The organism is Streptomyces sp. SLBN-8D4, assembly GCF_049739545.1.
In the GTDB taxonomy this organism is placed as follows: domain Bacteria; phylum Actinomycetota; class Actinomycetes; order Streptomycetales; family Streptomycetaceae; genus Streptomyces; species Streptomyces canus_C.
Genome location: NZ_JBMGQC010000001.1, coordinates 7,798,805 through 7,819,495 on the forward strand (window position 1 = coordinate 7,798,805; position 20,691 = coordinate 7,819,495).

Annotated in this window: 19 protein-coding genes; 15 read left to right on the forward strand and 4 right to left on the reverse strand. The window is 71.2% G+C overall.

Features of this window, described 5'->3' with window-relative positions; all coding sequences use genetic code 11:
- Positions 1-25: 25 nt before the first annotated feature.
- The 10 genes from RKD20_RS35445 to RKD20_RS35490 all read left to right on the forward strand — a co-directional run bounded on the left by RKD20_RS35445 (position 26) and on the right by RKD20_RS35490 (position 9,586).
- Positions 26-1,030: an FKBP-type peptidyl-prolyl cis-trans isomerase gene (locus RKD20_RS35445; protein ID WP_424881268.1), complete on the forward strand. Its 1,005-nt coding sequence runs from the start codon at positions 26-28 to the stop codon at positions 1,028-1,030.
- A gap of 88 nt (positions 1,031-1,118) precedes the next feature.
- Positions 1,119-1,490, forward strand: a complete 372-nt coding sequence (locus RKD20_RS35450) for an FKBP-type peptidyl-prolyl cis-trans isomerase (RefSeq protein ID WP_424881269.1) — start codon at positions 1,119-1,121, stop codon at positions 1,488-1,490.
- Positions 1,491-1,678: 188 nt separating this feature from the next.
- Positions 1,679-2,632, forward strand: coding sequence for a helix-turn-helix transcriptional regulator (locus RKD20_RS35455; RefSeq protein WP_424881270.1), 954 nt, complete (start codon positions 1,679-1,681; stop codon positions 2,630-2,632).
- Positions 2,633-2,651: 19 nt separating this feature from the next.
- Positions 2,652-3,728 (forward strand): helix-turn-helix transcriptional regulator, encoded by a 1,077-nt coding sequence (locus tag RKD20_RS35460; RefSeq protein WP_424881271.1) that lies wholly within the window; start codon positions 2,652-2,654, stop codon positions 3,726-3,728.
- On the forward strand, positions 3,725-4,015 hold the full coding sequence (locus RKD20_RS35465; RefSeq protein ID WP_028807709.1) for a hypothetical protein: 291 nt from the start codon (positions 3,725-3,727) through the stop codon (positions 4,013-4,015). The genes RKD20_RS35460 and RKD20_RS35465 overlap by 4 nt, the downstream gene beginning before the upstream one ends.
- A 10-nt stretch (positions 4,016-4,025) precedes the next feature.
- Complete coding sequence (locus RKD20_RS35470) at positions 4,026-4,220, forward strand: hypothetical protein (protein ID WP_424881272.1); 195 nt, start codon at positions 4,026-4,028, stop codon at positions 4,218-4,220.
- Between the two features lie 258 nt (positions 4,221-4,478).
- Positions 4,479-4,766, forward strand: coding sequence for a Sec-independent protein translocase subunit TatA (gene tatA / locus RKD20_RS35475; protein WP_020117708.1), 288 nt, complete (start codon positions 4,479-4,481; stop codon positions 4,764-4,766).
- 48 nt (positions 4,767-4,814) lie between these two features.
- Positions 4,815-5,762, forward strand: coding sequence for a twin-arginine translocase subunit TatC (gene tatC / locus RKD20_RS35480; protein WP_424881273.1), 948 nt, complete (start codon positions 4,815-4,817; stop codon positions 5,760-5,762).
- Between the two features lie 31 nt (positions 5,763-5,793).
- A complete protein-coding gene (locus RKD20_RS35485) occupies positions 5,794-6,684 on the forward strand; it encodes a diacylglycerol kinase (protein WP_424881274.1) in 891 nt (296 codons plus the stop codon).
- 40 nt (positions 6,685-6,724) lie between these two features.
- Positions 6,725-9,586: a DEAD/DEAH box helicase gene (locus RKD20_RS35490; RefSeq protein ID WP_424881275.1), complete on the forward strand. Its 2,862-nt coding sequence runs from the start codon at positions 6,725-6,727 to the stop codon at positions 9,584-9,586.
- Between the two features lie 11 nt (positions 9,587-9,597).
- Here the strand turns inward: RKD20_RS35490 and atzF are convergent, their stop codons facing one another.
- Genes atzF through RKD20_RS35510 form a run of 4 tightly spaced genes read right to left on the reverse strand, consistent with a single transcriptional unit; the run spans position 9,598 to position 16,365 of the window.
- Entirely contained in the window at positions 9,598-11,244 is a 1,647-nt protein-coding gene (gene atzF, locus RKD20_RS35495; protein ID WP_424881276.1) for an allophanate hydrolase, read from the reverse strand.
- 59 nt (positions 11,245-11,303) lie between these two features.
- Positions 11,304-14,885 (reverse strand): 5-oxoprolinase/urea amidolyase family protein, encoded by a 3,582-nt coding sequence (locus RKD20_RS35500; RefSeq protein ID WP_424881277.1) that lies wholly within the window; start codon positions 14,883-14,885, stop codon positions 11,304-11,306.
- Complete coding sequence (locus RKD20_RS35505; protein WP_424881278.1) at positions 14,882-15,544, reverse strand: urea amidolyase associated protein UAAP2; 663 nt, start codon at positions 15,542-15,544, stop codon at positions 14,882-14,884. The genes RKD20_RS35500 and RKD20_RS35505 overlap by 4 nt, the downstream gene beginning before the upstream one ends.
- A complete protein-coding gene (locus tag RKD20_RS35510) occupies positions 15,541-16,365 on the reverse strand; it encodes an urea amidolyase associated protein UAAP1 (RefSeq protein WP_424881279.1) in 825 nt (274 codons plus the stop codon). The genes RKD20_RS35505 and RKD20_RS35510 overlap by 4 nt, the downstream gene beginning before the upstream one ends.
- 380 nt (positions 16,366-16,745) lie before the next feature.
- On the opposite strand from RKD20_RS35510, the gene RKD20_RS35515 reads away from it, so the two are divergent.
- The 5 genes from RKD20_RS35515 (at position 16,746) to RKD20_RS35535 (ending at position 20,674) form a co-directional block, all read left to right on the forward strand.
- A complete protein-coding gene (locus RKD20_RS35515) occupies positions 16,746-17,411 on the forward strand; it encodes a TetR/AcrR family transcriptional regulator (protein WP_424881280.1) in 666 nt (221 codons plus the stop codon).
- A 249-nt stretch (positions 17,412-17,660) separates the two neighbouring features.
- Positions 17,661-19,250 carry a sensor histidine kinase gene (locus RKD20_RS35520; protein WP_424881281.1) on the forward strand — a complete coding sequence of 530 codons (1,590 nt, stop codon included), beginning with the start codon at positions 17,661-17,663 and terminating at the stop codon, positions 19,248-19,250.
- Positions 19,247-19,654, forward strand: coding sequence for a roadblock/LC7 domain-containing protein (locus RKD20_RS35525; protein WP_007380839.1), 408 nt, complete (start codon positions 19,247-19,249; stop codon positions 19,652-19,654). The genes RKD20_RS35520 and RKD20_RS35525 overlap by 4 nt, the downstream gene beginning before the upstream one ends.
- Complete coding sequence (locus tag RKD20_RS35530) at positions 19,651-20,073, forward strand: DUF742 domain-containing protein (RefSeq protein ID WP_020117698.1); 423 nt, start codon at positions 19,651-19,653, stop codon at positions 20,071-20,073. The genes RKD20_RS35525 and RKD20_RS35530 overlap by 4 nt, the downstream gene beginning before the upstream one ends.
- Positions 20,054-20,674 carry a GTP-binding protein gene (locus RKD20_RS35535; protein WP_424881282.1) on the forward strand — a complete coding sequence of 207 codons (621 nt, stop codon included), beginning with the start codon at positions 20,054-20,056 and terminating at the stop codon, positions 20,672-20,674. The genes RKD20_RS35530 and RKD20_RS35535 overlap by 20 nt, the downstream gene beginning before the upstream one ends.
- The last annotated feature ends 17 nt before the right edge of the window (positions 20,675-20,691 follow it).

Sequence of the window (20,691 nt, forward strand, 5' to 3'; positions counted from 1 at the left end):
ATCGACCGATTACGAGGCCCCCACCGTGCGCCGACGCTCCGTTCTCATTGCCGTTCCCGCAGGACTGGCCACACTCGCCGCATGCGGTGACGACAAGTCCGACTCGAGCAAGGCGAGCGACAGCGCGTCACCCTCGCCGTCGTCCTCGGCCTCCCAGGCGCCGCCGCCGAAGATCGTCGCCGGTCCGCTGCCGGCGGTCACGGCGGGCACGAAGTTCGGTGAGAAGCCGACGGTCGCCAAGGGCACCGGCGACCCGTCGAAGGACCTCGCGGTCAAGACGCTCATCGCGGGCGGCGGCACCACCATCGCCGAGGGCGACTACATCCAGGCCCACTACCTGGGGCAGATCTGGAGCACGGCCAAGGTCTTCGACAACTCCTACGACCGAAAGACGGCGCTGGTCATCCAGCTCGCGCAGAACAGCATCATCGACGGCTGGCGGTACGCCCTGGCGGGCAAGAAGGCCGGCAGCCGCGTCGAGTTCTCCATCCCGCCCACCTGGGGGTACGGCAAGCAGGGCAACGCGCAGGCGGGCATCAAGGGCACCGACACCCTGGTGTTCGTCGTCGATGTGCAGAACACGTTCAACGCGAAGAGCTCCGCCAAGGGCAAGACCGTTGCCCAGGACGACGCCAAGCTGCCCAAGGTCGGCACCAACACCGACGGCAAGGCCCCCTCCATCGAGATCCCCAAGGCGGACGCGCCCACCAAGCTGGTGTCGGAGTACGTCATCGAGGGCGACGGCGACGAGGTCGCGGCCGACAGCACGCTGCTCGTGCAGTACAAGGGCGTGGTGTGGGACAGCGGCAAGGAGTTCGACTCGACCTACAAGCGCAAGCAGCTGGCGTCGTTCTCGCTGCAGCAGGTCGTCAAGGGCTGGGCGCAGGGTCTGACCGGCAAGAAGGTCGGCAGCCGGGTGCTGATCTCCATCCCGCCGAAGCTGGGCTACGGCGACAATCCGCCGGCCGGCAGCGGCATCGAGAAGGACTCCACACTGGTCTTCACCGTGGACATCCTCGCGAAGATGTGACGCACGGGGGACATGCGCGCCGGTCCCCGCGGCAGGGATGTAAGACTGGTCCCTGTTGCCTTTCCGTGAACAAGCAGGAGCGAGTGACGTGAGCATCGACAAGCCCGAGATCGACTTCCCGGGCGGCGAGCCCCCGGCGGACCTGGAGATCAAGGACATCTGGGAGGGCGACGGCGAGGTTGCGCAGGCCGGCCAGACCGTCACCGTCCACTACGTGGGCGTTTCCTTCAGCACCGGCGAGGAGTTCGACGCCAGCTGGAACCGTGGTCAGCCGTTCCGCTTCCCGCTGGGCGGCGGCCGGGTCATCAAGGGCTGGGACCAGGGCGTGCAGGGCATGAAGGTCGGCGGCCGTCGCCAGCTGACCATCCCGGCCCACCTCGCCTACGGCAACCAGAGCCCGACCCCGGCGATCAAGCCCGGTGAGACCCTGATCTTCGTGGTCGACCTCCTCGGCGTCTGATCGTCGTACCGGAGTCACCGGAGTAGCCGTAAAAGATCGCGTCGCGGTCGGATCGCCGTACGGCATCCGACCGGACCTGATCGACCAGGGTCCATGCCTGTCCGGGCATGGGCCCTCGGCTTTTGCCCTGCTCCTTCGGGGCGGTACGGTCATCGTCCGTAAGCACCATAGGGAGGCGAAGGGCGTCGATGGCCATTGCCAAGGCCGAGCGGCTGATGAACCTGGCGCTGTGTCTGCTCGGGACGCGACGGCCGCTGAGCAAGCGCGAGCTCAGGGAGTCCATCGAGGCCTACCTGGAAGCCAATTCCGACGACTCCTTCAACCGGATGTTCGAGCGCGACAAGGACGATCTGCGCGAACTCGGGCTCGTGATCGAGACCGTTGAGAACCTCGACGGCGAAGTCGGCTATCTGGCCCGCCGGGACAGCAACCGGCTGCCGCCCATCACCCTCGACGCCGAGGAGGCCGCCGCCCTGGGCCTGGCCGCCAAGGTGTGGCAGCAGGCCCGGCTCGCCGGCGCCGCCAGTGGTGCGCTGCAGAAGCTGCGCGCGGCGGGGCTGCCCGAGGACGTCGACCCGTACGAGGCGCACGGTGCCCTGGAGCCGCGCATCCCGGTGCACGAAACCTCCTTCGAGCCGCTGATGCTCGCGTGCCGTGACCGTCGCCCGGTCGTCTTCGACTACCGCAAGGCCACAGCCGCCCGCCCCGAGCCGCGCCATGTCGAGCCGTGGGCTTTGGAGTGCTGGCGCGGCCACTGGTACCTGGCCGGTTTCGACCGGGACCGGGGCGCCGAGCGGGTGTTCCGGCTCTCCCGGATCACCGGCAAGGTGCGCTCGCGCGGCACCCGGTTCACGGCCCCGATCCCCGATGTCGTCACCGTCCGCGAGACCGTGGCGAGCTGGGCGGGGGAGACCGCCGACCGCAGCGCGCGGATCCGGCTGCGCACCGGCGCCGGGTACCCCTTGCGGGCGAAGGCCACCTCGGTGCGGGAACCTGGCGACGGCTGGGACGAGTTGGAGATTCCGTACGGCCACGGCCTGGACGCCTGGCTGGTGGAGTTCGGTCCCGACGTGGTGGTCCTGGAGCCCGCCGAGTTGCGGGCCGACGTGGTGGACCGGCTGCGTGCCGTGGCCAAGGGCTGAGGGGGAGCGGAAGAGAACTGTGGCAGGCAAACCGGTCAGGCCCACGAACGCCATCGACCAGACCCGGCGGATGCTCTCGCTGGTGACCTATCTGAAGGAGCGCCCCGGAGCGCGGGTCGAGGACGTGGCCCGCGCCTTCGGCATCACCGAGGACGAGCTGGTCTCCGACCTCGATGTGCTGCCCATGTGCGGCACCAGCTTCCGCGGCGGCGATCTGCTCGACATCGACACCGACGGCGAGCGGATCTGGTGGCACAACCCCGCCGCCCTCGGCGAGGAGACAGCGGAGCCGCTGCGGCTGGCCGCGGACGAGGCGACCGCGCTGCTGGTGGCCGCCCGCGCGGTCTCCACGCTGCCCGGACTCAGGGAGAGCGACCGGCAGGCGCTGCTGCGGGCCACCGCCAAGGTGGAGACCGCGGCGGGGGAACAGGCGAGCGCGAGCTCGCGGCTGTCGGTGACCTTCGAGGCCGAGGGCGGTGTCTTCGCGGACGTCGACCGGGCCATCTCCGAGCGCCGCAGGCTGTGGATCCGCTACTACTCACCCGCCCGTGACGAGCTCACCGAGCGCGAGATCGACCCGATCCGCCTGGTCAGCGTCGGCCACACCTATGTCGAGGCCTGGTGCCGCCGCTCCGAGGCGCGGCGCACGTTCCGGCTCGACCGGGTCGCCGAGATCAAGATCCTCGACGAGCCGTCCGCGCCGCCCGAGGTCGAGCTCAGGGACCTGTCGGAGGGGCTGGTGCAGCCCGCGGCCGAGGACCCCGAGGTGGTCGTCGAGGTCGGTCCCGGCGGCCGCTGGGTCGCCGAGTACTACCCGCACGACAGTGCGGATGAGCTTTCCGACGGCGGGCTGCGTATTACCCTCCGCACCCCCGACCCGGCATCGCTGCGCAGGCTGGCGCTCCGGCTCGGTCGCGACGGCCGTATCGTCTCGCCGCGCGACCTCGCCGACAGCGCCCGCGAGGCCGCCCGCGAGGCCCTGGTGGCCTACGACGGGGTCGAGGCGCAGGGCGCGCAGGCGGCGGACGCGGCGCGCGACGGTCAGGGCGACGGGCCGGGCGACGGTCAGTACGACAGGCGGGAGCAGGGGCTTTGAGCGAGTCGGTGACGTCCGGTGCGGGTATCACGGTGGCTGCCGCCTTCGCGGGGATGAGAAGCGCGGCTCCGGTGACCTTCAAGGCGGGCTGCCCGGACTGCCGGGAGCGGTTCGAGCTGGCCGCCAGCGCTTTCCGCCTCGCCATCGGCGCGACCAGCCGCACCACCTTCTACTCCTTCACCTGCCCCGAGTGCGGCGCGGCCGTCCGCAAGCCCGCCGGCGAGCGGATCGTGGAGCTGCTGACCGGCGGCGGGGTCCGTACGCTGCGGCTGCACTCCACCCTCTAGGCTCGGTGCCATGTTCTGGCCGATGTTCGCGGTAGCTGTGGGTTTCGTGGGTCTCGCCGTACTCGGTGTGCTCGCCGTCCGGGTCTTCCTGGAGGCCCGGCGTCTCGGGCGCCAGGTAGCGGACTCCGCGGAGCGCATCGGCAGGGCCGCGGAGGATCTGGAGCGCGCGGCGGTGAGCACGGCCCGTTCTGTCGACTCACTGTGAGTACGGCCATGAGTTGGGTGTGAGTCGAGCGGCGCATGCGTTTTGGGACACTTCGCCCTGTCATCGTGGCGGGGTCGCCAGGTACGCTGCTGGTCGCGGTCCGGATAACGAGGCTCGGCCGCGAACCGGGAGTACGCACAGGGATTGCCAGGCGTTCACCCCTGAGCGTTACGATCGCTGCCAGCACGACTGATCGGACACATGTCCGACCGGTCGGACAGCACCCCACAAGCCGCCTCGGTGAGAAGGTAAAGACTTATGTTCGGAAGGCTCGGCGCCCCCGAGATCATTCTCATCCTCGTCGTCATCATCCTGCTGTTCGGCGCGAAGAAGCTTCCCGACATGGCGCGCTCGCTCGGCAAGTCCGCTCGCATCCTCAAGAGCGAGGCCAAGGCGATGAAGGACGAGGGCAGCAGCACGGCCACTCCTGCCGGCCCGCCCAACACCGACGAGCAGACCCCGGCTCAGCGCACCATCCAGGCTTCCCCCGGCGACGTGACGAGCTCGCGCCCGGTCTCGGAGCCGACGGACACGACCAAGCGCTGACGCGGGGCCGGTGATCACCGGCCCGCCCGCACGAGATGGGAACGTGGGTTGCTCAAGTCTGCCCGCAAAGAGGAGAGGGATCCCGAGGGGCGGATGCCTCTCGCGGATCACCTTCGTGAGCTCCGCAACCGGCTCGCGAAGGCGATGCTGGCCATCGTCGCCATCACGGTCGTCGCCGCCTTCTTCTACAACGACATCATCAACTTGATCACCAAGCCGATCCTCGACTCGGTCGGCTGTGACAAGTCCTTCGCGGAGCTGGCCAAGTCGACGCAGTCGAAGCCGTGCGCCCAGATCACGATCAACGGCCTTCTCGCGCCCTTCACGCTGGCCCTGAAGGTGTCGCTGATGGCCGGCGTCGTCGCGGCCTCCCCGGTCTGGCTCTACCAGCTGTGGGCCTTCGTCGCCCCCGGTCTGCACCGGCACGAGAAGAAGTACGCGTACGCCTTCGTCGGCACGGGTGCCCCGCTCTTCCTCGTCGGCGCCTACTTCGCCTACACGGTCCTGCCGACCACGGCGCAGGTGCTGATCGGCTTCACCCCGGGCGGCACCTCCAACCTGCTGCCGCTGGACGACCTGCTCGACCTCGTCCTGCGCATGGTGCTGGTCTTCGGCCTCTCCTTCGAGCTGCCCCTGCTGCTGGTCTTCCTCAACCTCACCGGGTTGATCACCGGCAAGCGGATGCTCGGCTGGTGGCGCGGCATGATCATGGCCATCACCGTGTTCGCGGCCGTCGCCACACCGAGCACCGACCCGCTCACGATGCTGGCGCTCGCCGCGCCGATCTGGGTCCTGTACTTCGCCGCGACCGCGTTCTCCCTGCTCAACGACCGGCGCAGGCGCCGCCGCGAGGCCGAGGGGCCCGACGACGACGAGGCCTCCGACCTGGATCTCACGCCCGAGGACATCGGCGAGGTCGAGACCGTCTCCGCGAGCCGGGCGCTGCCCGAGCAGTCGGGCACGGACCGGGTCAACGGTTATGACGACGTGACCTGAGGAGCGGGAAGCGGCTCGTAAGGTCGCTTCCGTGACCAGCGAGATCACCCTCTTCGTCAACCCCACCGCGGGCCGCGGCCGGGGCGCCCACGCGGCGCAGCCGGCCGCTTCGGCGTTGCGGGCGGCGGGCTTCGCCGTGCGGACAATACTGGGCGTGGACGCCGCCGACGCCCTCGCACGCGCGCGTGCCGCCGTCACCGGCGGCACCGGCGCTCTGATCGCGGTCGGCGGCGACGGCATGGCCAACCTCGCCCTGCAGGCCGTGGCCGGCACCCGCACCCCCTTCGGTCTGGTCGCGGCCGGCACCGGCAACGACTTCGCCCGCGCGCTGGGGCTGCCGGTGCGCGACCCCGCCGCCGCGGGCCGGCTCATCGCCGAGGCGCTGAAGGAGGGCCGCGTCCACGACACCGACCTGGGGCAGGCCGGTGACCACTGGTTCGGCACCGTCCTCGCCTCCGGCTTCGACTCCCGCGTCAACGACCGCGGCAACCGGATGAGATGGCCCACCGGCCGCCTCAAGTACGACCTCGCCATGCTCGCCGAACTGGCCGCCTTCCGGCCCCTCCCGTACCGGATCACGCTCGACGAGGGCCGCGTCCACGAGGTCGAGGCGACCCTGGTGGCCGTCGGCAACGGATCGTCGTACGGCGGCGGCATGCGGATCTGCCCGGACGCGGACCTCACCGACGGGCTGTTCGACATCACCGTGGTCGGCGACTGCAGCCGTACGACCCTGCTGCGGGTGTTCCCGCGCGTGTACCGGGGCACCCACGTCGACCATCCCAAGGTCACCGTGCTGAAGGCGGCGAAGGCCGAGATCACCGCGGAGGGTGTCACGGGGTACGCGGACGGCGAGCCGCTCGGGCCGCTGCCGCTGAGCGCGCGCTGCGTCCGCGGGGCGGTGTCCGTGGTGGGCCCTTGAACTGCGTGAAGGGCAGGTTTCGCGAACCCCGATCCGGATAATGATCGTCCTGTTGTCAGTGGTGCCGGGTACGCTCGAAAGCACGATGACAGAGGACCTCTCACCGGCCGAGCGGTACGCGGCAGCCCGCCTGCGGGCAGCCGAGCAGGCCACCGCGCTCGCGGGCTTCCGCGAGATGTACGACTTCGGTCTCGACCCCTTCCAGATCGAGGCCTGCAAGGCTCTCGAAGCGGGCAAGGGCGTGCTGGTGGCCGCCCCCACCGGATCCGGCAAGACGATCGTCGGCGAGTTCGCCGTCCACCTCGCCCTCCAGCAGGGCAAGAAGTGCTTCTACACGACCCCCATCAAGGCGCTGTCCAACCAGAAGTACGCGGACCTGAGCCGCCGTTACGGCGCGGACAAGGTCGGCCTGCTCACGGGCGACAACAGCGTCAACTCCGACGCCCCCGTGGTCGTGATGACCACCGAGGTCCTGCGCAACATGCTCTACGCGGGCTCGCAGACCCTCCTCGGCCTCGGATACGTGGTGATGGACGAGGTGCACTACCTCTCCGACCGCTTCCGGGGCGCCGTATGGGAAGAGGTGATCATCCATCTTCCCGAGTCGGTGACCCTGGTGTCGCTGTCGGCCACCGTGTCCAACGCCGAGGAGTTCGGCGACTGGCTCGACACCGTCCGCGGCGACACCCAGGTGATCGTCTCCGAGCACCGGCCCGTGCCGCTGTTCCAGCACGTGCTCGCCGGACGGCGGATGTACGACCTGTTCGAGGAGGGCGAGGGCAACAAGAAGGCCGTCAACCCCGATCTCGCGCGGCTGGCCCGCATGGAGGCCCAGCGGCCGTCGTACCAGGACCGCCGGCGCGGCCGGGCGATGCGCGAGGCCGACCGGGAGCGCGAGCGGCGGCAGCGGTCGAAGGTGTGGACGCCGAGCCGGCCCGAGGTCATCGAGCGGCTGGACGCCGAGGGGCTGCTGCCCGCCATCACGTTCATCTTCAGCCGCGCCGCGTGCGAGGCGGCCGTACAGCAGTGCCTGTACGCGGGGCTGCGGCTCAACGACGACGAGGCGCGGGGCAAGGTGCGCGCCCTCGTCGAGGAGCGCACCGCGTCGATCCCGCACGAGGACCTTCACGTCCTCGGGTACTACGAGTGGCTGGAAGGCCTGGAGCGCGGTATCGCGGCCCATCACGCGGGCATGCTGCCGACGTTCAAGGAGGTCGTCGAGGAGCTGTTCGTACGCGGCCTGGTCAAGGCCGTGTTCGCGACCGAGACGCTCGCGCTGGGCATCAACATGCCCGCGCGCTCGGTGGTGCTGGAGAAGCTCGTCAAGTGGAACGGCGAACAGCACGCCGACATCACGCCCGGCGAGTACACCCAGCTGACGGGGCGTGCGGGCCGGCGCGGCATCGACGTCGAGGGTCACGCGGTGGTCCTGTGGCAGCGCGGGAGCAGCCCCGAGCACCTGGCGGGACTGGCCGGCACGCGCACGTACCCGCTGCGCTCCAGCTTCAAGCCGTCGTACAACATGGCGGTCAATCTCGTGGAGCAGTTCGGGCGGCACCGCTCGCGCGAGCTCCTGGAGACGTCGTTCGCGCAGTTCCAGGCCGACAAGTCGGTCGTCGGGATCTCCCGGCAGGTGCAGCGCAACGAGGAGGGGCTCGACGGCTACAAGGCCTCCATGACCTGCCACCTCGGCGACTTCGAGGAGTACGCGCGGCTGCGCCGCGAGCTCAAGGACCGCGAGACGGAGCTGGCCCGGCAGGGCGTCTCCCAGCGGCGGGCCGAGGCGGCCGTGGCCCTGGAGAAGCTCAAGCCGGGCGACGTCATCCACGTGCCGACGGGCAAGTACGCGGGCCTCGCCCTGGTACTGGACCCGGGCCTGCCCGCCGGGCGGTCCAACGGCCACCGGGGCTTCGAGCACCACGACGGCCCCCGGCCCCTGGTGCTGACCGCCGAGCGGCAGGTCAAGCGGCTCGCCTCGATGGACTTCCCGGTGCCGGTCGAGGCGTTGGAGCGGATGCGGATCCCCAAGTCCTTCAACCCCCGCTCGCCGCAGTCCCGTCGGGACCTGGCCTCCGCGCTGCGCACCAAGGCCGGGCACATTCCGCCGGAGCGGGCCCGCAAGAAGCGGGCGCAGGCGGCCGACGACCGCGAGATCGCACGGCTGCGGACGGCGATCCGGGCGCACCCCTGCCACGGGTGCGACGACCGCGAGGACCACGCCCGTTGGGCCGAGCGCTATCACCGGCTGCTGCGCGACACCTCGCAGCTGGAGCGGCGCATCGAGGGGCGCACGAACACGATCGCGCGGACCTTCGACCGGATCGTGGCCCTGCTCACCGAGCTGGACTATCTGCGCGCCGACGAGGTCACCGAGCACGGCAAGCGGCTGGCCCGGTTGTACGGCGAGCTCGATCTGCTGGCCAGCGAGTGCCTGCGAGAAGGCGTCTGGGAGGGACTCGGCCCCGCCGAACTGGCCGCGTGCGTGTCGGCGCTGGTGTACGAGTCCCGCGTAAGCGACGACGCCATGGCGCCCAAGGTGCCGTCCGGCAAAGCCAAGGCCGCGCTCGGCGAGATGGTGCGGATCTGGGGGCGGCTGGACGCCCTCGAGGAGGACTTCCGCATCAACCAGACCGAGGGGGTCGGCCAGCGTGAGCCCGACCTCGGGTTCGCCTGGGCCGCGTACATGTGGGCTTCCGGCAAGGGGCTGGACGAGGTGCTGCGGGAGGCGGAGATGCCGGCCGGGGACTTCGTGCGGTGGTGCAAGCAGGTGATCGACGTGCTGGGACAGATCTCGGCGGCGGCGCCGGTTTCCGGGGGCGAGGGGTCCACGGTCGCGAAGAACGCGCGGAAGGCCGTTGACCTGTTGCTGCGGGGGGTTGTGGCCTACTCGTCGGTGGGGTGACTGGGTTGCAGTCAGCTGCGGTCCAAGTAGGTGCGCCAGCCCCCGTACGACGTGATGTCCTCGGCATTCTCCAGCGCGCTCGGTTCGCAGAGGAAGCCGGGGACCCTGGTTCCGTCTGCCAGTTCCACACTGCCCAGGGTCATCGGGCGGGGGAGGGCCGACAGGAGGCGGCCCAAACCCTCCGCCGGTAGGCGCCACACCTCTGCCTCGATCGCGGCGCCGCCCTCGCCCACATGGACCAGGCCCGGCTTCGGGGGGTCGGTGCGCAGAGCGTGCAGGCGGTACACCGGGGCTGTGGTCGTCGTACGGTCGTAGCGGGCGCCCAGGGACAGCAGTTGGGGGTTGAGCGGCCGGCCCGTCAGGTGCGCGCCGACCACCGCGAGCCGTGTCTCCGGCTGGAGCAGACGCGCGATGCTCGCCAGGCGCTCGTCGGTGTGCGCCGGGCCGATCAGCATCACGCCGAACGGGAGGCCGTTCACCTCGCCCGCCGGGACGGCTGCCGCGGCCAGGTCGAAGAGGTTCGTGGAGTTGGTGAAGCGGCCAAGGCGGGCGTTGGCGCCCAGCGGGTCGGCGGCGACCTCGGCCAGGGTGGGGTGACCGGGGGCGGTGGGCAGGAGAAGGGTGTCCGCGTCGGCCAGTTCGGCCAGGGCCCGGGTGCGGAGTGCGGCCAAACGGTCCAGGTCGGCGTAGAGCTGGTGGGCCGGAAGGTCGCGGGCCCCGGTGATGATGGCGGCGACCGTGGGGTCGAGGGAGTCGTCGCGTGCCGCTGTCGCCTTGTCGACGAAGGCGCCCACCGCCGTGTAGCGCTCGGCCACGAACGCGCCCTCGTAGAGCATCGCCGCCGCCTCCGTGAAGGGCGTGAGGTCGAGCTCGCGTACCGACGAGCCGGCCGCGATCAGCTGATCCACCGCCTGCTCGTACGCCTCGGCCCAGCCCTCGTCCAGTTCGCCGAGCTGCTCGCGGGGCGGGACCGCGATCCGCCAGGGGCCGGGTCGGCGTCCGGGGAGGGCCGGGGCGGTGCCGGTCGTCATGTGGGACAGCGCTTGCTCGGCCTCCGGGAGGGTGCGGGCGAAGACCGTCACGCAGTCGATCGAGGCGCAGGCCGGGACGACCCCGGCCGTCGGGACCAGGCCGCGGGTGGGCTTGAGCCCGACGATGCCGTTGAAGGCGGCCGGGACCCGGCCCGAGCCCGCCGTGTCGGTGCCGAGGGCGAAGTCGACGATGCCCAGCGCCACGGCGACCGCCGAACCGGAGCTGGAACCGCCGCTGACCCTCGCCGGGTCGTACGCGTTGCGGACCGCGCCGTACGGAGAGCGGGTGCCGACCAGGCCCGTCGCGAACTGGTCCAGGTTCGTGGTGCCGAGCACGATCGCGCCCGCCGCGCGGAGACGGGCGACCACCGGGGCATCGGCCTCGGGACGGTAGGCGTACGACGGACAGCCCGCGGTGGTGGGCAGGCCGGCCACGTCGATGTTGCCCTTGACGGCGAACAGGCGGCCGGCGAGGGGGAGTCGCTCGCCCTGTGCGAGCCGTTCGTCGATCGCCCGGGCCTCCTTCTCGACCTCCTCCCGCGGGCGCAGGTCGATCCAGATCTCCGGGCGGTCGACGGCCTCGACGCGGTCGTGGGCGGCACGGACCCGGGTGACGGTGCTGGACATGACGCGCTCCTCTTTCACTGTGCGGCCGCTCACTGGACGGCCGCTCACTGTGCCGGCGTTCACGATGCGGGCGGGGCCAGGACGAGCAGTGCCGTCCCCGCCTCCACCTGGTCGCCCGGCCTGGCCAGGATCTCCGCGACCACGCCGGCCGCCGGCGCGTGCACCCTGGACTCCATCTTCATCGCCTCCAGGGCCAGGAGCGGCTGCCCGGCCGCCACCTCGTCACCCGGTTCGACGTTCAACTGCCATACGGAAGCGGCGAATTCAGCCTCGATCAGACGGCCGCCCGGAGGGACCGCGATGTCCACGGGGGCGACGGCCGGCGTGGCCGCCGATTCGGCCCGCGCGAACTCGCCCGCCGCCTCCCACGCGTCCCGCTCCGTGGAGAAGGCCGCCTGCTGGCGCTCCCTGAACTCCGCTATGGGCTCGGCGTGTTCGGCGAGGAAGGCCTGGTACTCGGCGAGCGAGAAGGTGCCCTCCTCAATACGGGGCACAAAACGGCCGGACGTGATGTCGGCGCGCAACTCAAGGAGTTCGTCCGCGTCCACCGGATACCACTTGATGCGGTCGAAGAAGCGCAGCAGCCAGGGCGAGCCCGGCTCGAACGCGCCGCGCTGCTGCCAGGGCGACCACACCTGGGTCGTACGGCCCACGAACTGGTAGCCGCCGGGGCCCTCCATGCCGTAGACGCACAGATACGCCCCGCCGATGCCGACGGAGTTCTCCGCCGTCCAGGTGCGTGCCGGGTTGTACTTCGTGGTCACCAGGCGGTGGCGCGGGTCGAGCGGTGTGGCCACCGGGGCGCCGAGGTAGACATCGCCCAGGCCCAGGACCAGGTACTCCGCGTCGAAGACCGTGCGGTAGACGTCGTCCACCGAGGCCAGGCCGTTGACGCGGCGGATGAACTCGATGTTCCACGGGCACCAGGGCGCGTCGTCGCGCACGCCCGCCATGTAGCGGGCGATCGCCTCGCGGGTCGCGGGGTCGTCCCAGGAGAGCGGGAGATGGACGGTGCGGGAGGGTACGACCAGTTGGTCGGAGGGCGGGAGCGACGCGGTGATCTCCCGTACGGTGGCGAGCAGTTCGTGCTGGGGCAGCCGGTTCGGGTCCGTGCGGATCTGGAGGGAGCGGATGCCGGGGGTGAGGTCGGTGATGCCGTCCGGGCCCTGTTCGGCGACCGCCTCCATCAGCGCGTGGACGCGCATGCGCAGCGCCAGGTCCAACTGCATGGGGCCGAATTCGACCAGCAGGTTGTCGTCGCCGCTGCGTCGGTACGTGACGTCGCCGTCGCGGGCGAGGATGCCGCCGTCCACGATCGCCGGGCGCGCCGAGCCGTCCGTGTGCACCGGGACGAAGCGGACCGTGTCACCGGGGCGCAGCTGGCCCAGCTTCCAGCGCTCGGTGCTGATGACGGTCGCAGGGCACAAGAACCCGCCGAGGGAGGGGCCGTCCGGGCCCAGCAGCACCGGCATGTCGCCCGTGTAGTCGACCGCGCCGACCGAGTACGGGGTGTCGTGGATGTTGGACGGGTGCAGTCCGGCCTCGCCGCCGTCGGTGCGGGCCCAGCGGGGCTTGGGGCCGACCAGGCGGACTCCGGTGCGGGCCGAGTTGAAGTGGACCTTCCAGTCGGCGGCGTAGAAGTCGCGGATGTCGTCCTCGGTGAAGAACTCCGGGGCGGCGTGGGGGCCTTCGGCGGCGGCGATGTGCCAGGCGGAGGCGAAGGCGGGGTGGTCGTCCCCGACGGGTGTCCTCTCGGCCGGTGCCCGCTCGGTCGTCTCCCTGGCCTGGGTCCCCTCGGCCGGTGTCTCTTCGAGCGGCGTCCCCTCGCCCTGACGTCCCGAGCGCAGTACGTCGCCCGTCCGCAGCGCCCGTCCGCCGTGTCCGCCGAAGCGGCCCAGCGTGAACGTGCTCGCGCTCCCGAGGAAGGCCGGGACGTCGAGGCCGCCCGCGCACAGGACGTACGTCCGCAGACCGTGTTCGGCGGGTGCCCCGACTTCCAGGACTCCGCCCGCGGGCACGGTCACCGGTTCCCACTGCGGCACCGGTGTGCCGTCGACGCTGACCGGGGCCGGAGCGCCCGTCACACAGACGGTCGTGGGGTGGGTGAACCTCAACGACGGTCCCTGCAAGGTGCATTCGAGGCCCGGGGCGCCCTCCGGGTTGCCCAGCGCGCTGTTGCCGAGGCGGAAGGAACGGTCGTCCATCGGGCCGCTCGGCGGAACACCGACCTGCCAGTAGCCGGTGCGGCCCGGCCAGTCCTGGACCGTGGTGAGGGTGCCGGCGGCCACGACCTCGATGCGCGGGGTCGGGTCCTGGACCCCGGACAGGGTCGCCGTGGAGTGGGCGGCCGTCCTGAAGTCGCTGTCGGCCAGTGCCGCCCGGACCAGGCCCAGGTTGGTCTCGATGCCGTCGACACGGGTGCGGGCCAGGGCCTGGTCCAGCCGCTGGAGCGCGTGGGCGCGGTCCGGGCCGTACGCGATGACCTTCGCGAGCATCGGGTCGTACGACGTCGTCACCTCGGTGCCGGTCTCCACCCAGCCGTCGACGCGGACCCCGGTGGGGAACTCGACCCGCGTCAACAGGCCGGCGCTGGGACGGTGTTCGCGGGAGGGGTCCTCGGCGTAGACGCGGGCCTCCACGGCGTGGCCGCGCGGGGGGCCCGGCCGGCGCACGACGTCCCGCTCGCCCCGGGCCAGGCGGAGCATCCAGGCGACCAGGTCGACGCCGTAGATCTCCTCGGTGACCGGGTGCTCCACCTGGAGACGGGTGTTGACCTCCAGGAAGTAGGCCTCCTCGCGGGCGGCGTCGTAGACGAACTCGACGGTGCCCGCGGAGCGGTAGCCGACAGATGCGCACAAGTCGCGGGCGCTGTCCGTGAGTTGTGCGCGGACGTGAGCGGGGAGACCGGGCGCGGGAGCCTCCTCCACGACCTTCTGGTTGCGGCGCTGGAGGGAGCAGTCGCGGTCGCCGAAGGTGACGACCGTGCCGTCGCCGTCGCCGAAGACCTGCACCTCGACATGGCGTGCCCGCTCGACGAGCCGTTCCAGGAAGACGCCGGCGGAGGAGAAGGAGGCGGCGGCGACGCGCTGCACACGGCCCCAGGCGTCGGTCAGCTCGTCGGCGGAGCGGCAGGCGGACATGCCGATGCCGCCGCCACCGCCGGTGGCCTTGAGCATGACGGGATAGCCGATGGCTCCGGCCGCTTCGAGCGCTTCGTCGAGCGAGGGCAGCAGGCCCGTGCCCGGCGCCAGCGGCACCCCCGCCGCCTGCGCCGCCGCCCGCGCGGTGTGCTTCGCGCCGAACAGCTCCAGCTGCTCCGGCGTCGGGCCCACGAACACGATCCCCGCGTCCTCGCAGCGGCGGGCGAACGCGGCGTCCTCGGACAGGAAACCGTACCCGGGGTGGATAGCGCCCGCGCCCGAGTCCTTGGCCGCCTTCAGCACCAGGTCGGCGTCGAGGTACGACTCCTTCGCGGGCGCCGGGCCGAGGCGTACGGCCTGGTCGGCGAGCCGGACGTGGGGGGCGGACCGGTCGGCGTCGGAGTACACCGCGACGGTCCGCAGGCCCAGTTCGCGGGCCGTGCGGATGATCCGGACCGCTATCTCGCCCCGGTTGGCGACGAGGAGGGTGTCGAAGGTCATGCGCCGGCCCCGATCGCGGTCGCTGTGGCGCCGGGCGCGGTCTCCGCGGCCTCGACCGCACCTTCCGCCGCGGCTCCGATCGTCATCGCGACCGGTGTCGGGTCGAAGCCGTTGCAGGGGTTGTTGATCTGGGGGCAGTTGGAGACGAGGACGAGGACGTCGCGTTCGGCGCGCAGGGTCAGGGTCAGGCCCGGGGCGGAGATGCCGTCGACGATGCCGAGGGTGCCGTCCTTCTCGACCGGGACGTTCATGTACCAGTTGATGTTGGAGACGAGGTCGCGCTTTCCGAGGCCGTGCTTCGCGCCCTCGGCGAGGAAGTTGTCCACGCAGGCGTGCTGCGACCAGGTGTGGTGGCCGTAGCGCAGGGTGTTCGACTCCTTGGAGCAGGCTCCGCCGACCGTGTCGTGGCGACCCACGTCGTCGGCGGTGACCGTCATCAGCGGGGTGTGCTCGTCGGACATCAGCACGCTGCCCGTGGTGAGGAAGATGCCGCCCTGCGCCTGGATGGTGTCGGGGGCGCTGTAGCGGACCGCCGTGTCGTGGGCGTCGTAGACGAGGAAGTCGACGGCCTGGTTGCCGTGCAGGTCGGTGATGGTGAGCGTCTCGCCCTCGCGGATGACGGAGGACCAGGCGGTGCGGGCCGGAACCACGGTCTTCATGCGCGTCCCTTCGAGGCCAGGAATTCGGCGGTGTTCAGGAAGGCGCGGCGGCCTTCGGGGGTGGCATCCCAGAGGGGGTCGCCGGCGCGGGTGGGCTCGGCGCGCCAGGCGAGGACCTCCAGCGGGGTGCTGACGTAGGCGGGCCGGGGGTCGGCGGGGTGCGGGACGTTCGCGATCAGGACCGTCACGTCCTGTTCGGCGCGGAGGGTGACGCTGCCGCCGGGGCCCGCCGAGCCGGTGAAGTCGAGGCCGCCGTCCTCGCGGATCCGCACGCCCTGGAAGAAGGAGAGGGAGGGCGGGAGATCGCGGGGTTCGAGGCCGTTCTTCGCGGCCCCCAGTTTGAAGAGCTCGCGGCCGGCGGGGGAGGGGCTCTGGGGCGTCCCGTCGCCGTAGCGCGCGGTGTTGCGGACCAGGGTGGAAGTGCCGCACAGGGCGTCGTGGCGGCCGGAGGTGTCGGCGACGACGCTCGCGAGGACGCGGCCCTGGTCGGACAGGAGCAGTTGGCCCTCGCCGAGGTAGGCGTTCCACTGGACCTTCACCGTGTCGGCGACGTTCAGACGCTCCCAGGGGCGGCCCTCCGCGTAGAGGAGGAGGTGGGCGCAGGCGTCTCCGTGGAGGTCGGTGAGGCGGACTTCGGTGCCGCGGGCGAGGACGCGGTGGGTGTAGTTGCCGCCCGCGACGGTCTCCGCCCACACCAGGTGGCCCGCCTCGCAGGGCGGGTCCGGCCAGTCGCCGGCCGGGACGACGGGCATGGCCTCGGTACGGGTGCCCTCCTGTGCTCGGGCGTGGTCTCGGGCTCCGTAGGTGGTCTCTGTGGCCATGGCGGACCTCCGGCTCCGGGGGCGGGGTGGGGGCGGGGTGAGGTGGGGTGGGGGTGGGGTGTTTCTGTCGCTTGACAGAAATTAGGGGCCGGGTAGGTCGGGGGGATTGCCCGGGTGTTGCGGGGGAGTTACCGGGCGCTCACCGCTTGCCGGTGGAGGGGCGGTTGCGTCGTCGGGTGCGGCCTGGTGGGGGCTGGTCGCGCAGTTCCCCGCGCCCCCAGGGTGTTGCGGCACGCCGGGGTGCGACGCTCGCCCGGAGATGCCTTCGCGTCTCCAGGTGCTCGCCCCGTATGGCGCGGCCTCGTGCCCCGTGGCCCCTGCCTGCGGCCCCGCGTCCTCGGGTGCCGTGTGCTCGGGCCCCGTGTGCGAGGATCGAACGCATGGGTACGACAGGTGGGGCGGCGGAGTCCGGGCGGCGGGTCGGCAGGCCGCGGGCCGATCGGCGGCCGGCCAGCGGGCTGGCTCCGCGCGACGAACTCCTCGTCGCCGCAGCCGAGTTGTTCACCTCGCTGGGCTATGCCGCCACCAGCACCCGGGCCGTCGCCGAGCGCGCGGGCATGCGGCAGGCGTCCATGTACCACTACGTGTCCGGCAAGGAGGAGCTCCTCGCTGAGCTCCTGGAGTCCACCGTCACGCCCTCGCTGGCGTACGCCCGTGAACTGCTCGCGGACGACAAAGTTTCCGCGGAGAGCCGGCTGTGGGAGCTGTGCCGTGCGGACGTCGAGGTGCTGTGCGGTGGGCCGCACAACCTCGGCGGGCTCTATCTGCTGCCCGAGGTGCGCGCCGAGCGGTTCGCCGGCTTCCATGCCGTGCGCGCCGAACTCAAGGACGCCTACCGGCAGTTGCTCGCCGCGACGGTCGCGGGTGGCGCCCTCGCCAAGAGCGAGCTCGATCTCCGCACGGACCTGCTGTTCGGCCTGATCGAGGGCGTGATCCTCGTCCACCGCTCCGACCCCGAGCGCCCCGTCTCCGCCTTCGCGGAGGCGACCGCGGACGCCGCCCTGCGCATCGCCGGAGTCCGGCTCCGGCACCCGGCCGGAGGCTGATCTTCACTCGCCGCGGTGAGGGGTTTTCGCATGCCCGTACGCCGTGACTAACCGTGTTCGAACGGTGTCGGAGCGTGCAAATGGGCCGAGGGTACTCCAGTCGCTATGCCCGTTTCAGGTGCTTGCTGAATATGACACGGCGATGATCCGGTCGGACTAAGCTCGCCCGCAGCGCACCGAGTTGATGTGTATTCGTGCGCTTGTTCCCTATATGTGCGACTCCCCGTCGATACGTCTCAGAGGGCCCACATGGTGAGTGTTCAATCCCCCCCAGGACGCCGTGAACTGCCGTATGCGCGCGTGCTGTTGCTTCCCGCCATAGTCATGGCCGCGGTGACCGGGACCGGTGTCGCGCTGGTGCAGCAGCCCGCCAGGGCCGCGGTCGGCTGGTGCGGTGCCGTCGCCACGCTGCTGGTGATCGCGGTGGCGGCCGAAGCCGTCCGGCGCGGTCGGGAACTGCGCGAGCAGCGACTTGAGCACATCCGTCACACGGCTGATCTGAAGCAGCGCATCGCCGACCACGACCAGGACCTGATCCGGTTCGCCAGGGAGATCGCGCCCACCGCGCTGGACTGGCTGCGCCGCGGAAGTTCCCCTGGAGAGGTGATTCGCCGACTCGGTGAGTTCGACCCCGCCTGGGCGAACCTGCCCGAGCCACAGGTCCGGTTGCTCAAGACGGTGCTCACCATCGTCGACACCGAGGAGATCATGCGCGACGCCGCGCAGCGCTCCTTCGTGAACATCGCCCGCCGCGTCCAGGCCATCGTGCACCAACAGGCCAACGAACTGCGGGAGATGGAGGAGGACCACGGCCGTAACCCCGAGGTCTTCGACGACCTCCTGCGCATCGACCACGGCACCGCGCTGATCGGCCGGCTCGCCGACTCCATCTCCGTCCTCGGCGGCGGCCGCCCCGGTCGGCAGTGGCCCGAGCCCGTCGCGCTGTACAGCGTGCTGCGCGGCGCCATGTCCCGGATCCTGGAGTACCGGCGCATCGACCTCTCGTCGATCGCCAAGGTCAACGTCAAGGGCACCGCCGTCGAGCCGGTCATCCACGCAGCGGCCGAACTCCTCGACAACGCCACCCGGTACTCGCCGCCGCAGAGCAAGGTGCACGTCACCGCGACCGAGGTGCAGACCGGCGTCTGCATCGAGATCGAGGACGCCGGCGTCAGCCTCAGCGAGGAGGCCCGGCTGCGGGCCGAGGGCATGCTGGAGCGGGCCAAGGCCGGCGTGGACTTCCAGGACCTCGGCGAGTCGCCGCGCCTCGGCCTCGCCGTCGTGGGCCGGCTCTGCCAGGCGTACGACATGCAGGTCTCCCTGCGTGCCTCCGCGTACGGCGGCGTCCGCGCCATCCTCGTCGTGCCCAGCGACATGCTCACCGACGAGCCCGGCGTCGGACTCGCCCACGGCATCGGCGCCACCGCCGTCCCCAAGGCCGAACTCGGCGCGCTGCCCGGCCCCAAGCGCACGATCAAGAAGCGCCGCCCCACCAGCCCCAAGTTCACGACGCCGGTGTCCATGGAGGACGACGTCCCCGAGGTCACCGAGTGGACGGCAAACGGGCTGCCGCAGCGCCGCAGCCGGGTCAAGACCTCGCTCACCCAGCGCTACGCCGAGCAGGCCGAGATCGAACGCGCCGAGCGGGAGGGCCGCCCGACCATCTGGTCGACGGCCGGCCGCGAACCCGAGCCAGCACAGAAGCCGGACGACACCCCGCCGGGCCTGTGGGTCCAGGCGTTCATGGACGGCCTCAAGCGCCCCACCGCTTCCACCGCCAGTCAGCCGACCGACGAACCGGCCCGTACCGAGGCCGAAGATGAGGGGAACCTCAAGTGATCCAGCAGCGAGGCAACTTCGACTGGATGCTCCAGGACCTCGCCAAAGGCGTACCGGGCATCCAGATGATCGTGGTGCTCTCCGCCGACGGCCTGCGCATCGCCCGCCACGGCGGCGACCCGGACACCGCCGACCGCGTCGCCGCGGCCTGCGCGGGCCTGCAGAGCCTGGCGGGCGCCGTCGCCGGGGAGATCCCCGGCAGCGACGGCAAGATGAAGATGGTCCTCATCGAGATCCACGGGGGCTACTTCTACCTGATGGCCGCCGGCCCCAACGCCTATCTCGCGGTGCTCTCCGACATCATCACCGAACCCGGCCACATGAGCGCCCGCATGAGCGATCTGGTCGTCCGCATCGGCGCGCACCTCACCAGTCCGCCCCGCCGCAACGGGCAGACCGTATGACTCCTCCACAACGCCGACGGCGATTCCCCAAGGCCAGTCCGGAACCGGCACCGCAACCCCCGCAGGAGGGCCAGGACCCACCCGAAGGACCCAAGAAGAACCCCGAGCGGCTGTACGTCATCACCGGCCCCGACGGAACCGAGCGCTCGGAACTCGACCTGGTCACCTTAATCGTGGCGCACGCCGACCCACCGCCCTCCGCCACGCCCGAGCAGGCGGCGCTGCTCAGGCTCTGCACGGCCCCCCTGTCCGTGGCCGAGCTGTCCGCCTATCTCAGCCTGCCGTTCAGCGTGGTGACCGTCCTGCTCACCGAGCTGCTGACGGCCGAACTGGTGACGGCGCGCGCCCCTGTGATCCGCCAGGCGCTGGCCGACCGTTCCCTCCTCGAAGCGGTGATGCATGGACTTCAAAGGCTCTGACACCATCCCCGGTCCGCGAACAGAGGACCACCTGCCCCAGACCGCCCAGGCCGCGGTGAAGATCGTCATCGTCGGCGGCTTCGGCGTCGGCAAGACGACCATGGTCGGCTCGGTCAGCGAGATCAAACCGCTGACCACCGAGGAGACCATGACCCAGGCCGGCATCGGGGTCGACGACAACTACGGCTCCGAGACCAAGACGGCCACCACCGTGGCCATGGACTTCGGCCGCATCAGCATCACCGAGCAACTGGTGCTGTACCTCTTCGGAACCCCCGGCCAGGAACGCTTCTGGTTCCTGTGGAACGGCCTGTTCGAAGGCGCGCTCGGCGCGGTGGTCCTGGTGGACACCCGACGCCTCGAAGTCAGCTTCGACGTCATGGACCGCCTGGAGGAACGGGGCGTGCCCTTCGTCGTAGCCGTCAACACCTTCCCCGACGGCCCCCGCCACGCCATCGAGGACCTGCGCAGCGCGCTCGACCTCAGCGCGGACATCCCCATCGTCGAGTGCGATGCGCGCCGGCGGGCGTCGAGCCGGGATGTGCTGATGACCTTGATGCGGTTTCTTCATTCGCTGACGGTGGAGAGGGCTCCGGTGTGAGCCGAGGCCCGGCAGAG

Bases quoted from the DNA above. Each gene is read 5' to 3' on its own strand.
- RKD20_RS35455 (WP_424881270.1), top strand. From the start codon at position 1,679: ATGGCCATTGCCAAGGCCGAGCGGCTGATGAACCTGGCGCTGTGTCTG.
- RKD20_RS35470 (WP_424881272.1), top strand. From the start codon at position 4,026: ATGTTCTGGCCGATGTTCGCGGTAGCTGTGGGTTTCGTGGGTCTCGCC.
- tatA (WP_020117708.1), top strand. From the start codon at position 4,479: ATGTTCGGAAGGCTCGGCGCCCCCGAGATCATTCTCATCCTCGTCGTC.
- RKD20_RS35490 (WP_424881275.1), top strand. From the start codon at position 6,725: ATGATCGTCCTGTTGTCAGTGGTGCCGGGTACGCTCGAAAGCACGATG.
- atzF (WP_424881276.1), bottom strand. From the start codon at position 11,244: ATGTCCAGCACCGTCACCCGGGTCCGTGCCGCCCACGACCGCGTCGAG.
- RKD20_RS35500 (WP_424881277.1), bottom strand. From the start codon at position 14,885: ATGACCTTCGACACCCTCCTCGTCGCCAACCGGGGCGAGATAGCGGTC.
- RKD20_RS35505 (WP_424881278.1), bottom strand. From the start codon at position 15,544: ATGAAGACCGTGGTTCCGGCCCGCACCGCCTGGTCCTCCGTCATCCGC.
- RKD20_RS35510 (WP_424881279.1), bottom strand. From the start codon at position 16,365: ATGGCCACAGAGACCACCTACGGAGCCCGAGACCACGCCCGAGCACAG.
- RKD20_RS35515 (WP_424881280.1), top strand. From the start codon at position 16,746: ATGGGTACGACAGGTGGGGCGGCGGAGTCCGGGCGGCGGGTCGGCAGG.
- RKD20_RS35520 (WP_424881281.1), top strand. From the start codon at position 17,661: ATGGTGAGTGTTCAATCCCCCCCAGGACGCCGTGAACTGCCGTATGCG.
- RKD20_RS35530 (WP_020117698.1), top strand. From the start codon at position 19,651: ATGACTCCTCCACAACGCCGACGGCGATTCCCCAAGGCCAGTCCGGAA.
- RKD20_RS35535 (WP_424881282.1), top strand. From the start codon at position 20,054: ATGGACTTCAAAGGCTCTGACACCATCCCCGGTCCGCGAACAGAGGAC.